The organism is Streptomyces sp. SUK 48, assembly GCF_009650765.1.
In the GTDB taxonomy this organism is placed as follows: Bacteria; Actinomycetota; Actinomycetes; order Streptomycetales; family Streptomycetaceae; genus Streptomyces.
In genome coordinates this window covers 5231975-5245390 of sequence record NZ_CP045740.1, presented here as the reverse complement: position 1 = coordinate 5245390, position 13416 = coordinate 5231975, and the positions used below count along the sequence as shown (strand labels likewise).

The window sequence follows — 13416 nt, the reverse complement described above, 5'->3', positions numbered from 1 at the left end:
AACGCCCCACCCGTCCGGGCCAGTTAACGCTCCGATAACTGAACTCAACCCCCCGCGTCGGGTCCCTTGACACCCCGCTCCGAACCGACGACTCTTCAAGCCATCACTTGTGGGAGCGCTCCCACAGTACCTGACACCTACACAACCCGCACGTTCCCCGCCCGAGCCGCAGCGCGTGACGAACGGGCCCGATTCCATGCAGTCGGCCGGGGGGTCGGCACGTCAGGCAACAGGAGGACGCAATGCGCACGAACTTCCGCCGGTCCAGGCGGATGATGGCCCTGGCGGCCGTCGCCGCGCTGACCACGAGTTTGCTGGCCGGCTGCGCCAAGGACGCCAAGGACGGCTCCTCGGACGACGCGGGCGGCGGCAACGGCAAAGGCAAGATCACGCTGACCGTCGGGACCTACGGCGTCTTCGGCTACAAGCAGGCCGGCCTCTACGACGAGTACATGAAGCTGCACCCGGACATCAACATCAAGGAGAACGTCACCACCCGCACCGACGTCTACTGGCCGAAGGTGCTCACCCGCCTCCAGGCCGGCTCCGGCACCGATGACATTCAGGCCATCGAGATCGGCAACATCACCGAGGCCGTGCAGACCCAGGCCGACAAGTTCGTCGACATGAGCAAGTACGTCGACAAGTCCCAGTGGCTGGACTGGAAGAACGCCCAGGCCACGACCAAGGACGGCAAGCTGATCGGGCTCGGCACCGACATCGGCCCGATGGCGATCTGCTACCGCAAGGACCTGCTCCAGAAGGCCGGCCTGCCCACCGACCGGGACAAGCTCGCCCAGATGTGGAAGGGCGACTGGGCCAAGTACGTCGACGTCGGCAAGCAGTACATGAAGAAGGCGCCCAAGGGCACCAAGTTCGTGGACTCGGCGGCCTCCGTGTACAACGCGGCCCTCGGTGGCGGCGCGGACCGCTACTACGACAAGGACGGCAACGTCATCTGGGACAAGTCGCAGGGCGTGAAGAAGTCCTGGGACGTGGCGATGACGGTCGCCACCAGCGACATGTCGGCGAAGCTCAAGCAGTTCGACCCGACCTGGGACCAGGGCTACGCCAACGCCTCCTTCGCCACCGTCGCCTGCCCGGCCTGGATGATCGGCTACATCGAGCAGAAGTCCGGTGACTCCGGCAAGGGCAACTGGGACGTGGCGGCGGCGCCCACCGCGTCCAACTGGGGCGGCTCCTGGATCGGTGTGCCGAACGCGGGCAAGCACCAGAAGGAGGCGATCGCGCTGGCCAAGTGGCTGACCGACCCCGCGCAGCAGGAGAAGGTGTTCTCCAAGCAGGCGAGCTTCCCGTCGACCCCGTCGGCCTATCCGAACCTGAAGCCGGCCGCGGACACCACCGCCTACTTCTCGAACGCGCCGCTCACCCAGATCTTCTCCGACTCCGCGAAGACGATCCCGACGCAGATCTTCGGCATCAAGGACCAGCCGATGACCACCGCCATCACGGACGTCGGCATCCTCCAGGTCGAGCAGAAGGGCAAGACGCCGGCCGAGGGCTGGAACGCCGCGGCCAAGGAGATCAAGGACGTGCTCGGCCAGTGACCAGCTCCAACGAGGCTCTCGCGCACTCCGCGTCGAGCGCCGAGGCCGCGCCCGGCACCCCGCCGGGCGCGGCCCGGGGCGCTCACGGCCGGGGCGGCCCCGCGGCCGACTCCTGGCGCAGCCGGCTGTACCGCTGGGACATGAAGGGGTCGCCATACGCGTTCGTCGCCCCCTTCTTCATCCTGTTCGGGGCCTTCACTCTGGTCCCGCTGCTCTACACGGCGTGGTACTCACTGCACAATGTGCAGCTTTCCTCGCTGGACCACCAGACCTGGACCGGCCTCGACAACTACCGGAACCTGCTGTCCTCGGACTTCTTCTGGAACGCGCTGAAGAACACCTTCACCATCGGGGTGCTCTCGACGGTGCCGCAGCTGCTGGCCGCGCTCGGGCTCGCCCATCTGCTGAACTACCGGCTGCGCGGCTCGACCGTGTGGCGCGTGGTGATGCTGACCCCGTACGCCACCTCGGTGGCCGCGGCGACCCTGGTGTTCACGCTGCTGTACTCCTGGGACGGCGGCATGATCAACTGGCTGCTGCACTTCGCCGGGGTGGGGCCGGTCAACTGGCGTGAATCCGACTGGGGTTCGCAGTTCGCGGTGTCGTCCATCGTGGTCTGGCGGTGGACCGGTTACAACGCGCTGATCTATCTCGCCGCCATGCAGGCGATACCCGCCGACCTGTACGAGTCGGCGGCGATCGACGGCGCCAACCGATGGCAGCAGTTCCGCCATGTCACCGTCCCGCAGCTGCGTCCGACGATCCTGTTCACGGTCGTGGTCTCCACCATCGGCGCCACCCAGCTCTTCGGCGAGCCGCTGCTGTTCGGCGGGGTCAGCGGGTCCAAGGGCGGCTCCGAGCACCAGTACCAGACGCTCGGTCTGTACATGTACGACCAGGGCTGGATCGTCGGCAACCTCGGCAAGGCGTCCGCGATCGCCTGGTCGATGTTCCTGATCCTGCTGATCATCGCCGCGGTCAATCTGCTGCTCACCCGACGGCTGAGGAAATCCCAATGACCACCAGTGAACTGACGCTGCCGCCGAAGGCGCCGGCCACGCGCGCCCGGCGCCGGGTGATGGGCGCGGGCAAGCAGATGCACGCGGGCCCGGTGACGTACGTCGTGCTGACCGTGTTCGCACTCGTCTCGCTCGCCCCGCTGGTGTGGACGGCGGTCGCGGCCTCCCGCACCGACCGGCGGCTCGCGCAGACCCCGCCGCCGCTGTGGTTCGGCGGCAATCTGTTCAGCAATCTCCAGGCGGCCTGGGACCAGGCCGGGCTCGGCACCGCGATGCTCAACTCGGTGCTGGTGGCGGGCACCATCACGGTCAGCACGGTGCTGTTCGCGACCCTGGCCGGGTTCGCCTTCGCCAAGCTCCGGTTCCGCTTCTCCGGGCTGCTGTTGCTGCTGACCATCGGCACCATGATGATCCCGCCGCAGCTGGCCGTCGTACCGCTGTATCTGTGGATGGCGCACCTCGGCTGGTCGAACCAGCTCCAGACGGTGATCCTGCCGAGCCTGGTGACCGCCTTCGGCACCTTCTTCATGCGGCAGTACCTGGTGCAGGCGCTGCCCTCGGAGCTGGTGGAGGCGGCCCGGGTGGACGGGGCGAGCAGTCTGCGCATCGTCTGGCACGTGGTCTTCCCGGCCGCGCGGCCCGCGATGGCGGTGCTCGGCCTGCTGACCTTCGTGTTCGCCTGGAACGACTTCCTGTGGCCGATCATCGCCCTGAACCAGCAGAACCCGACCGTGCAGGTGGCCCTGAACTCGCTGGGCACCGGCTATGTCCCGGACCAGTCGGTGATCATGGCGGGCGCGCTGCTCGGCACCCTGCCGCTGCTGATCGCCTTCCTGCTCTTCGGCAAGCAGATCGTGGGCGGCATCATGCAGGGCGCGATCAAGGGTTGAGCCCGGTGCGCCGGTCACCCCGCACGGGGCCGGGCCGGCGCCGCCCGGCCCCCTCGTCCGCCCGCCGCGCGGGGCCGCCCGGTCCGCGCCGGGCGCCGTCCCGCCGGCCCCGCGGCCCGCCCCGCACGGCCCGCACCCCACCTCCGGTCCCTCCAACTCATCTGGGAGCGCTTCCATGCCTGAACCCCTCACCCCCGTCACCTTCCCGACCGGCTTCCTCTGGGGCTGTGCGACCTCGGCGTACCAGATCGAGGGCGCGGTGCGGGAGGGCGGCCGCACCCCCTCGATCTGGGACACGTTCAGCCACACCCCGGGCAGAACGGCGGGCGGTGACCACGGTGACATCGCCGTCGACCACTACCACCGTTACCGCGAGGACGTCGCGCTCATGGCCGACCTCGGCCTGAACGCCTACCGCTTCTCCGTCTCCTGGTCCCGGGTGCAGCCGACCGGCCGGGGTCCCGCGGTCCAGGTGGGCCTGGACTTCTACCGCCGTCTCGTGGACGACCTGCTGGAGCACGGCATCCAGCCCGCCGTCACCCTCTACCACTGGGACCTGCCGCAGGAGCTGGAGGACGCGGGCGGCTGGCCGGAGCGGGAGACCGCGCTGCGGTTCGCGGAGTACGCGCAGCTCGTCGGGGACGCGCTGGGCGACCGGGTGGAGCACTGGATCACCCTCAACGAGCCCTGGTGCAGCGCCTTCCTGGGCTACGGCTCCGGGGTGCACGCCCCCGGGCGCACCGACCCGGTGGCCTCGCTGCGCGCCGCGCACCATCTCAACCTCGGCCATGGCCTCGCCGTCTCCGCGCTGCGCTCGGTGCTGCCCGCCCGCGACCAGATCGCGGTCAGCCTCAACTCCTCGGTGGTACGGCCGCTCTCCCAGGACCCGGCCGACCTCGCGGCGGTGCGGCGCATCGACGACCTGGCCAACGGCGTCTTCCACGGTCCGATGCTGCACGGGGCGTACCCCGCCACGCTGCTGGCGGACACCGCCTCGGTCACCGACTGGTCGTTCGTGCGGGACGGCGACCTGGCCGCGGCCAAGGCGCCGCTGGACGCGCTGGGCCTGAACTACTACACGCCCGCGCTGGTCTCGGCCGCCCCCGGCAAGAGCGCGGGCCCGCGCGCGGACGGCCACGGCGCCAGCGAGCACTCCCCCTGGCCGGGCGCCGACGACGTTCTGTTCCACCAGACGCCGGGCGAGCGCACCGAGATGGGCTGGACCATCGACCCGAGCGGCCTGCACGAGCTGATCATGCGCTACTCCCGCGAGGCCCCGGGGCTGCGCCTGTACATCACGGAGAACGGCGCGGCCTACGACGACAAGCCGGACGCCGAGGGCCGGGTGCACGACCCCGAGCGCATCGCCTATCTGCGCGCCCACCTCGCCGAGGTCGAGCGCGCCATCGCGGACGGGGCCGATGTGCGCGGCTACTACCTGTGGTCCCTGATGGACAACTTCGAGTGGGCGTACGGCTACAGCAAGCGGTTCGGCGCGGTGTACGTCGACTACGCGACCCTGGAGCGCACCCCGAAGTCGAGCGCCCACTGGTACGGCAGGGCGGCGCGGACGGGCGAGCTGCCGCCGGTCGACGCGGCGTGAGCCGACCGTACGAGGCCGGCCCTGCGAAGCCGACCGTATAAACAGGGGGCGCGGCACGCAGAGGGGGCGCGGCGTCTCGCTGCCGCGCCCCTGACACGTGCCCATGCCTCACTTGAAGGCGGCGAACGCCTTCGAGAACGCCCACTTGTCCTGGGCGACGGAGCTGCACGTCGGGTCGGCGTAGGGCTTGGGGCCGCCGGGGCACTGCTGGTCGCGGGCGCCGGACCACATGGACAGGCCGCCCAGGCCCTTGGCCGCGGCGAAGCCCGCCAGCTGGGTGGCGTCGGAGACCGTGAAGGTCTCGGCGGAGACGTCGTTGACCCCGATCATCGGGGTGACGGCGACGGTCTTCCAGGCGGCCGCGTCGGAGAGCCCGAGCACGCTCTTGACCTGGGCCTGGGTGGCGGTGGCCGCCTGCTCGGCGTAGCCGCCCATGTCGCCGTTGTACGAGGAGCCGTAGTCCATCGCCATGATGTTGACCAGGCCGGTCTTCACCCCGTTGGCCTTGGCGTTGGACAGCAGGTTGACGCCGTCCTGGGTGAGGCCCTCGGGCATCACCGGGAGGGTGAAGGAGACGTCCAGACCGGGGTGCTGGGCCTGGAGCTTGGCGATGGCCTGGGCGCGGCGGGTGTTGGCGGCCGTGTTCGGCAGCGCGCCGCCCTCCACGTCGAAGTCGACCTTGGTCAGCTTGAACGCGTCGATCGCCTTGCCGTACGCCGCCGCGAGCGCGTCGGCGGAGGAGCAGGTGGTGGCCAGCTCGGAGCCGGAGGCGCCGCCGAAGGAGACCCGGACGTCACCGCCCTTGGCGCGCAGGGCGCCGATCTGCGCGGCCACCGCGTCGCTGGTCACCTCGGTGACGCCGCCCCACTTGGGGGTGCAGCCGCCGCCGTCGGTGATGAAGGCCAGGTTGTAGTTCTTCACCCCGGTGGCGTCGGCGGCGCCGAGCAGGTCGAAGGCCGGGTAGAGGGAGGTGTCCACATAGGGCGCGAACCCGGCGGACGCGGTGGTGCCGGAGCCGGTGCTCGTGGTCGGCGTCGGGGTGGGGGTGGCCGTCCTGGTGGGCGTCGGGGTCGGGGTGGGGGTCCCGGTCCCGGTGGGGCGGCCGCTCGGCTCGGGGGCCGGTCCGTCGTCGGTGGAGCAGGAGCTGTTGTCGATACGACAGCCCGTCGGGGCGCCGCCGCCCTCGACCACGAAGCCGACGGTCACCGACTTGCCGGGGGCGAGCCCCGCGGTGTCCCAGCCGGCGGGGCGGACCGTGACATGGCTCCCGCTGACGCTCGACGCGCCGTTCCACAGCGAGGACAGCTTCGCCCCGGCCGGCAGATCGAACTCCAGGGTCCAGGTCTTCTCCTGCTGGGTGCTGTTGTTGGTGACGACGTACTGGCCGGTGTAGCCGGTGGACCAGTCGCTGGTCCTGGTGTACGCGGCGTTCACCCCCGCCGCGTTCGCCGTGCCCGTGAACAGGAGCGCGCCGCCGCCGACCACGGCCGCGGCGACGATGCCGCCTATCGCCTTGTTCCTGCCACTGATCCTGCGCCGGTGGGTGCTCATGCGCATGCCTGCCTTCGTTCGTCACGGGGGTGTGGTGCGGCAGCACGCTAGCGAGCCGGAATCGGGCAAACCGCTTGATGCGGACGGCCGTTGCAGTCCTTAGGCTTCGCTTAAGGAAGGGATCGGGGCCGGTTAAAGATCGAGGCCGGCCGGCGGGCCCCGCGCCGTCGCACGGCACCCCGGTGACCTCGGCGCTGCGGCCCCCGCGCGTCCCGCTGGAAGCGGATGCGTATCTCGCTGCCGCCCAGCACCGAGGCGCCGACGCGGACGTCGCCCCCGGTGGACTCGGCGAGCCGGCGCACGATGTCGAGACCGAGCCCGGTGGAGCCCGCGGCCCCCGAACCCCGGCCGCGGGCCAGCGCCGCCTCGGGGTCGGGGATGCCGGGGCCCGCGTCGGAGACCAGCACGATCACCGCGTCCTCGCCCTGGTGCACGTCCACCGCGAAGGCGGTGCCCTCCGGGGTGTGCCGGAAGACATTGCCGAGCAGGGCGTCGAGGGCGGCGGCCAGGTCGGCGCGGGCCACGGGTATCCACACCGGGCGGTCCACCCCGGCCACCCGCCAGGTGCGTCCCTCGTCCTCGGCGAGCGCGGACCAGAACTCCATCCGCCGGCCCACCACTTCGGCCGCGTCGCACCCGGCGCCGGCACCGGGCGCGGCCGTCTGGGGCTTGGCCTCGCGCGCGGTGCGGATGATGGTGTCCACCTCGCGCTCCAGCTGGGCGACGGCGGCGCGGGTCTGCTCGGCGGCCGGTCCGGCGCCCAGCGAGGCCGCGTTCAGCCGCAGGACGGTCAGCGGGGTGCGCAGCCGGTGCGAGAGGTCGGCGGCCAGCTCCCGCTCGCCCGCGAGGAGCCGGACGACCTGGTCGGCCATGGAGTTGAACGCGACCGCCGCGAGCCGCAGTTCGGTCGGGCCCTCCTCCGGCACCCGGGCGTCCAGTTCGCCCTCGCCCAGTTCCCGCGCGCCCTCGACCAGCCGGCGTGCGGGCCGCACCATGCGCACCCCGAGCCGGTCGGCGACGGCGACCGAGCCGACGATCAGCGCGAGGCCCACACCGGCCAGCACCGCCCAGGCGGTGCCGACGCCGTTGGTCACCTCGGCCTCCGGGACGTACACCTCGACCACGGCGATCGCGCCGGAGCCGAGGGCCACCGGCTGCAACAGGGTGAAGCCGCCGGTGACGGTGGTGGTGGAGGCCCGGCCGAGCCTTCGTACCGCCCGGATGTCGTGGCCGGTGGCGCGGGAGGTGCCGATGTCGAGGGCGCCGCGGGCGCTCTCGGCGGGCAGGTGGACGGCCATCCCGGAGTCGGCGCCCGCCGCGGCCACCACCCGCTCCAGTTCGTCCCGGTCGGTGGTGATGGACAGCGCGGGCGCCACGGCGGCGGCCTCCCGCTCGGCGCCCGCGAAGGCGCGGTCGCGGGCCATCTCCCGGACCACCAGGCCGAGCGGCACCGCGAAGGCGACGACGACCATGGTGGTGACCGCGAGGCAGACCTTGACCAGGGCCCACCTCATCGCGCCGGCTCCGGGTCCGCCGGGGGTTCCAGCTTCACGCCGACGCCCCGCAGCGTGTGCAGATAGCGCGGCCGGGCCGCCGTCTCCCCCAGTTTCCGGCGCAGCCAGGACAGATGGACGTCGATGGTCTGGTCGTCACCGTACGACTGCTGCCAGACCTCGGCGAGCAGTTCCCTGCGGGGGACGACGACGCCGGGGCGGCCGGCGAGGAAGGCGAGCAGGTCGAACTCGCGGCGGGTGAGGTCGAGCCGGGTGCCGTCCAGCTCGGCCTGGCGGCGCAGCGGGTCCACGGTCAGGCCGCCGACGCGCAGCACGGTGGAGGGCGGGACCTCGCCGCCGGTGGCGCGGGCCCGGCGCAGCACCGCCGCGATCCGGGCGCAGAGGTGGCCGACGGAGAACGGCTTGGTCAGGTAGTCGTCCGCCCCCGCGTTCAGCAGCCGTACTATCTCCGCCTCGTCGTCCCGGGCGGTGGCGATGATGACCGGCACGTCGGTGATGCCGCGCAGCATCTTCAGGGCCTCGGAGCCGTCCAGGTCCGGCAGGCCGAGGTCCAGGACGACCACGTCGAAACGGTGATGGGCGACCTCGCGCAGCGCCTCCAGCGCCGTACCGACGGAGCGCACGGTGTGCGAGGCGTCGGTCAGCTGCCGGATCAGCGCCGAGCGTACGAACTGGTCGTCCTCGACCACGAGCAGACTTGCCATGCGCCGCACCGTACGCCATGCGCGGGAACCCGGTGCGGGCCTGTGGACAACTCCCCGGCTGTGGACAACTCCCCTGTGCACGACCGGTGCCGGCCGGGTGCGACCGGTGGGGCAGGATGGACGCGATGCGCAGAGGACTCGTACACGTGCTGGCCTGGCTGCTCGCCACGGGCGCGGCGGTCACGCTGTCGTGGTGGGGCGTGCACACGGTGATGGCGGGAACGGCGTACGACCCGCCGCGCGCGCTGCCGGTCGTGGGAGCGGGCGCCCCGACGACGACGGCGTCGGCCACGGCTCCGGACCCGGCCGCGCCGCACCGGCCGTCCCGGTCGCGCCCCGCGTCCCCGTCGCCGTCCCCCTCCCCCACGGCGAGCGTCCACCGCTCCGCGGCTCCCCCCGCCACGACCGCTCCCTCCGCCACCGCCTCCGGCGAGGTCAAGGCGTACGACACCGACGGCGGCCACGCGGTGTTCGAGCTGGGCGCGGCCGACGCCACGCTCGTCTCGGCGACGCCGGGGGCCGGCTGGTCGATGCAGGTGTGGAAGACGCAGACCTGGATCCGGGTGGAGTTCAGCCGGGGCACGGACCGGGTGTCGGTGTTCTGCACCTGGCACGACGGGCCGCCGCACGTGGAGATCGGCACGTACTGAGGCGGACGGCCGCTGTCCGCAGGACCGGCCCGGGGCAGTGGTCGGCCGGGCTCAGTCGAACACCGAGGGCGGCGGCGCCGGGGAGTCGACGGCCGCCGCGTCCGTCACCGGCGGCGCGCCGCCGGTGAAGTCGGTGAGCTGACGGCCGTGTTCGACGCGGGCGGTGTGCGGGTCGCAGGCGGCGCGCCGGGTGAGTTCGGGCAGCGGCAGCGGCAGATCGGAGGCGACCAGGATCGCGTTGCCGAAGCGCTTGCCGCGCAGCAGGGCCGCGTCGGCGATCAGCGCGAGTTCGGCGAACCGGGCGGCCGCGGTGGCGATCTGGCCGCGCAGATGGGCGAGCGGCGGGCCGTCGGCGAGGTTGGCGGCGTAGATCCCGGACGGTTTCAGGGCGCGGCGCACCTCGTCCAGGAACTCGGTGGAGGTGAGGTGGGCCGGGGTGCGGGCGCCGCTGAAGACGTCGGCGACGATCAGATCGGCCCAGCCGTCGGGCACCTTGCCGAGTCCCGCGCGCGCGTCCGCCGACCGCACCCTGATCCGGGCGTTCGGGTCCAGGGGCAGCTCCCGCCGCACCAGTTGCACGAGGCGCGCGTCCCGCTCCACCACCTGCTGGGTGGACCGGGGCCGGGTGGCGGCGACGTACCGGGCGAGGGTGAGGGCGCCGCCGCCCAGGTGGACGGCGTGCACGGGCTTGCCGGGCGGGGCGGCGAGGTCGATGACATGGCCGATGCGGCGCTGGTACTCGAAGGAGAGATACGCGGGGTCGTCCAGGTCGACGTGCGACTGGGGCGCCCCGTCGATCAGCAGCGTCCAGGCCCGGCCGCGGTCGGGATCGGGGACGAGCCGCGCGAGGCCGCCGTCGACGGCTTCCTCCACGGCGGCGGTGGCGGCCGCTGCGCGCCGCGGGTTCCTGGACCTGCCCATCCGCCCATTTTCTCAGGTCCCCGCGGTAAACGTTTCAGCAGCACGTGCCGACGGTTTCAGCAGCACTTGTCGGCGGCCTCGATCAGGCGTGCCGCCTCGCCGAGGGCCTCGCGCAGGACGGCCGGGTCGGTGGCGAGGTCGGCGTCGTCGCCGGGGGCAGGAGCCAGTCGGCGCCCGCGACCGGCGGCTCCGGGGCGAGGCGCAGCCCGCGCCCGTTGGTCTGCGTGCAGGTGCTGCCCGGCACGTCCCAGCCGGCCGCGGTGCCCGCGGGCACCAGGAAACCGAGGGTGTCGCGGTCGTCGTCGTGCAGCACCGGCCCCACCGCCTCCGCGGCGGCGCGGCGCAGGATGTCGACCGCTTCCAGGCCCTGCCGGGCCGGTACGGTCACCAGGTCGCACACCGTGTCGCCCGAGGCGGGCGGCAGCGGTGACGTACACGGTTCGTTGCTCTGGCTGGTCTCCATGCCCGCCTCCACCACACAGCACTGTCGCGGTCAACACCTTCAACGCGTCACCGTGTCAACGGCTACGGCACAAGTGCGCCGCAAAGGATGGCACTTCATGGCAGATCACGGATGAGATATCCGCTTTTGTGGCCAAACTCAGCGTGGCGGGACCCTCACAGCCGGTACGTTCTTGCTCGCCGGAACCAGGGCACCACTCGGGCGCCATGTCCCGAACCCGCCCCGGCACCGGCATGGTTCGACGGTTCGCACGAGAGGACCCGGCCATGGCGTCGTCTACCGTGACCTCGTCACAGCCCGAGCGGCCACCCCGGCCGAACCTCGCCTTCCGGCGGCTGCGCGGCCGGCGCTCACCGGCCGAGTTCGCGGCGCTGGTGCGGCGGGCCGCGCGGGAGATCGGTGAGCGGGTGAGCTGTGACGCGCGCTACGTCGGGCGGGTCGAGGCGGGTGAGATCCGCTGCCCGAACTACGCCTACGAGCGGGTGTTCCTGCACATGTTCCCCGGTCGTACGCTCGCCGACCTCGGCTTCGCGCCCCGCTCGTCCGTCCGCGGCCGCGCGGCGCGCACCGCCCCGCGGGCGCGCACCACGGGCGGTGCGAGAGAGGTCGCCGCCGGGCGCCCGGACGAGCCGTTCGAGCCGCCGGACCAGCACAACGCGCAGGACCCGTATGACCCGCACGAGGTGTGCGACCCCCAGGGGCCGTACCCGTACGACCATCCGAACCACGAGGAGAGCGACGTGCTGCGTCGCGCATTCATGACCGGCGGGGCCACCGTGGCCGCCGCCGCGCTGGGCCCGCTGGGGCTCACCCCGGACGCCGTACCCGCGCCCCGGCGCTCGCGCCGTCCCGGGAGCACCGAGGCGACGGCCCTGGAGGACGCCGTCCGCCGGATCCGGCTGCTCGACGACCGGCACGGCGCGGACGGCCTCTACCGGCGCGCGGCGGCTCCCCTGCGCGCGGCGTACGCGCTGCTGGACGCCGGTGCGACCCGGCAGGCCACCGTCGACCGGCTGCACACGGGCGCGGGGGAACTCGCCATCTCCGTGGGCTGGCTGGCGCACGACTCCGGCCGCTTCGACGACGCCCGTTCGCACTACGCGGAGGCGTTGGCCACGGCCCGGATGACCGGGGACGAGGGGCTGGAGGCGCACGCCTTCTGCAACACCGCGTTCCTGGCCCGGGACGCGGGGCGGCCCCGGGAGGCGGTGCGTGCCGCGCAGGCGGCGCAGCGGGCGGCCCGGCCGCTCGGTTCCGACCGGCTGAACTCCCTGCTGGCGCTGCGCGAGGCGGGGGCTGGGCGGGGCTGGCCGACCGCACCGGCTGCGCGCGGGCGCTCGCCCGGGCGCAGGCCCTGTTCGCGCGGGGGCGCTCCGCGGCCGACCCCGAGTGGATGAGCTTCTACGGCGAGGCCGAGCTGGAGGGGCTGGAGGCGCAGTGCTGGTCCATGCTGGGCGACTGGCCGCGGGCGTCCCGGCACGCCCGGCGGGCGACCGACCTCCAGGATCCGCACTTCACCCGGAACATCGCCCTGTACACGGCGGAACTCGCGGACGACCTGGCGCGCGAGGGGCGGCCGGACGAGGCGGCGGAGGCCGGGACGCGGGTGCTGTCGCTGCTGGACCAGGTGCAGTCGTCGCGTATCCAGACGATGCTGGCGGGGACGGCGCGGGTGCTGCTGCCGCATCGGCGGGCGGCGGGTGTGCTGGACTTCCTCGACCGGCACAAGGCGTATCCGAGGATCGCGGGCGCGTAGCGGTAGCTCCTAGCCCGCCAGGTGGCCCACGTCGTTCCAGCTCTCCAGTGCCGGTTCGCCGTACGCCCAGCCCAGGACGGACAGCGAGGTCGGGTTCAGCCGGATCCGCGCGCCGAACTCCAGCGGGAGGCCCAGCCAGCGGGCGGCCAGGGAGCGCAGGATGTGGCCGTGGGCGAAGAGAAGGACGTCGCGGTCGGCGGAGCGGGCCCAGCCGACGACCTCGTCCGCGCGGGCGGCGACCTCGGCGGTGCTCTCCCCTCGGGGACGCCGTCGCGCCAGATCAGCCAGCCGGGGCGGATCGCCTGGATCTCCGCCGGGGTCAGGCCCTCGTAGGCGCCGTAGTCCCACTCCAGCAGCGCGTCCCAGGTCTCGGCCCGCTCCCCGAACCCGGCCAGCGCGCAGGTCTCCGCGGCGCGCACGAGCGGGCTGGTGCGGACCGCCACACCCGGCAGCCCGTCCAGCGGCGCCCGGTGCAGGCGTTCCCCGAGCAGCTTCGCGCCGTGCCGGCCCTCCGCCAGGAGCGGCACATCGGTCCTGCCGGTGTGCTTGCCGGACAGCGACCAAGCCGTCTGTCCGTGCCGGGCCAGCAGGATGCGCGGTGCCATGGGGGAGGACCTTTCCGGGAATCGGGCGCCCGAAGGACGTCACAGGAACAACAGGAGTCGGCCCCTCCATCATCGCTCACACCCTCCGGGGCAACCCCGCGCCCGGCCCGGCGTCTTTGTGGGCCGGAGCCGTCCGCACCGGGCGACTCCGGAGCACCCGCGTGGGCACGAG

At 72.9% G+C, this 13416-nt stretch carries 9 protein-coding genes and 3 pseudogenes; 6 read left to right on the top strand and 6 right to left on the bottom strand.

The genetic code is table 11. From position 1 onward, the window contains the following. The first annotated feature begins 242 nt into the window (after window positions 1-242). The 4 genes from GHR20_RS23035 (at window position 243) to GHR20_RS23020 (ending at window position 5080) form a co-directional block, all read left to right on the top strand. Window positions 243-1568, top strand: a complete 1326-nt coding sequence (locus GHR20_RS23035) for an ABC transporter substrate-binding protein (protein WP_153814248.1) — start codon at window positions 243-245, stop codon at window positions 1566-1568. Then, window positions 1565-2587 (top strand): sugar ABC transporter permease, encoded by a 1023-nt coding sequence (locus GHR20_RS23030; protein WP_148023627.1) that lies wholly within the window; start codon window positions 1565-1567, stop codon window positions 2585-2587. The genes GHR20_RS23035 and GHR20_RS23030 overlap by 4 nt, the downstream gene beginning before the upstream one ends. Next, a complete protein-coding gene (locus GHR20_RS23025) occupies window positions 2584-3477 on the top strand; it encodes a carbohydrate ABC transporter permease (RefSeq protein ID WP_181516423.1) in 894 nt (297 codons plus the stop codon). Before GHR20_RS23030 ends, GHR20_RS23025 begins: the two co-directional genes overlap by 4 nt. A gap of 175 nt (window positions 3478-3652) precedes the next feature. After that, window positions 3653-5080 (top strand): GH1 family beta-glucosidase, encoded by a 1428-nt coding sequence (locus tag GHR20_RS23020; protein ID WP_153814247.1) that lies wholly within the window; start codon window positions 3653-3655, stop codon window positions 5078-5080. A gap of 108 nt (window positions 5081-5188) precedes the next feature. Here the strand turns inward: GHR20_RS23020 and GHR20_RS23015 are convergent, their stop codons facing one another. The 3 genes from GHR20_RS23015 to GHR20_RS23005 all read right to left on the bottom strand — a co-directional run bounded on the left by GHR20_RS23015 (window position 5189) and on the right by GHR20_RS23005 (window position 8849). Further along, window positions 5189-6631 (bottom strand): cellulose binding domain-containing protein, encoded by a 1443-nt coding sequence (locus tag GHR20_RS23015; protein WP_153814246.1) that lies wholly within the window; start codon window positions 6629-6631, stop codon window positions 5189-5191. Between the two features lie 110 nt (window positions 6632-6741). Next, window positions 6742-8145, bottom strand: a complete 1404-nt coding sequence (locus GHR20_RS23010) for a HAMP domain-containing sensor histidine kinase (protein WP_153814245.1) — start codon at window positions 8143-8145, stop codon at window positions 6742-6744. Continuing rightward, entirely contained in the window at window positions 8142-8849 is a 708-nt protein-coding gene (locus GHR20_RS23005; RefSeq protein ID WP_111584464.1) for a response regulator transcription factor, read from the bottom strand. Before GHR20_RS23005 ends, GHR20_RS23010 begins: the two co-directional genes overlap by 4 nt. Before the next feature lie 125 nt (window positions 8850-8974). On the opposite strand from GHR20_RS23005, the gene GHR20_RS23000 reads away from it, so the two are divergent. After that, window positions 8975-9499 (top strand): hypothetical protein, encoded by a 525-nt coding sequence (locus GHR20_RS23000; protein ID WP_153814244.1) that lies wholly within the window; start codon window positions 8975-8977, stop codon window positions 9497-9499. Window positions 9500-9550: 51 nt separating this feature from the next. Here GHR20_RS23000 and GHR20_RS22995 read toward each other — a convergent pair whose 3' ends face one another. Both GHR20_RS22995 and GHR20_RS22990 read right to left on the bottom strand, forming a co-directional pair. Further along, a complete protein-coding gene (locus tag GHR20_RS22995; protein ID WP_111584463.1) occupies window positions 9551-10420 on the bottom strand; it encodes a fused MFS/spermidine synthase in 870 nt (289 codons plus the stop codon). A 56-nt stretch (window positions 10421-10476) separates the two neighbouring features. Continuing rightward, window positions 10477-10883: pseudogene (locus GHR20_RS22990) on the bottom strand (hypothetical protein). A gap of 266 nt (window positions 10884-11149) precedes the next feature. Between GHR20_RS22990 and GHR20_RS22985 the strand changes: the two are divergent. Next, window positions 11150-12639 (top strand): annotated as a pseudogene (locus tag GHR20_RS22985) (hypothetical protein). A gap of 9 nt (window positions 12640-12648) precedes the next feature. Here GHR20_RS22985 and GHR20_RS22980 read toward each other — a convergent pair. Further along, window positions 12649-13244: pseudogene (locus GHR20_RS22980) on the bottom strand (histidine phosphatase family protein). Window positions 13245-13416 lie beyond the last annotated feature (172 nt).

What these genes read in the sequence shown, in the direction of transcription:
- GHR20_RS23025 (WP_181516423.1), top strand. Translation starts at nt 2,584, where the DNA reads ATGACCACCAGTGAACTGACGCTGCCGCCGAAGGCGCCGGCCACGCGC.
- GHR20_RS23000 (WP_153814244.1), top strand. Translation starts at nt 8,975, where the DNA reads ATGCGCAGAGGACTCGTACACGTGCTGGCCTGGCTGCTCGCCACGGGC.
- GHR20_RS23015 (WP_153814246.1), bottom strand. Translation starts at nt 6,631, where the DNA reads ATGAGCACCCACCGGCGCAGGATCAGTGGCAGGAACAAGGCGATAGGC.
- GHR20_RS23020 (WP_153814247.1), top strand. Translation starts at nt 3,653, where the DNA reads ATGCCTGAACCCCTCACCCCCGTCACCTTCCCGACCGGCTTCCTCTGG.
- GHR20_RS22995 (WP_111584463.1), bottom strand. Translation starts at nt 10,420, where the DNA reads ATGGGCAGGTCCAGGAACCCGCGGCGCGCAGCGGCCGCCACCGCCGCC.
- GHR20_RS23035 (WP_153814248.1), top strand. Translation starts at nt 243, where the DNA reads ATGCGCACGAACTTCCGCCGGTCCAGGCGGATGATGGCCCTGGCGGCC.
- GHR20_RS23010 (WP_153814245.1), bottom strand. Translation starts at nt 8,145, where the DNA reads ATGAGGTGGGCCCTGGTCAAGGTCTGCCTCGCGGTCACCACCATGGTC.
- GHR20_RS23005 (WP_111584464.1), bottom strand. Translation starts at nt 8,849, where the DNA reads ATGGCAAGTCTGCTCGTGGTCGAGGACGACCAGTTCGTACGCTCGGCG.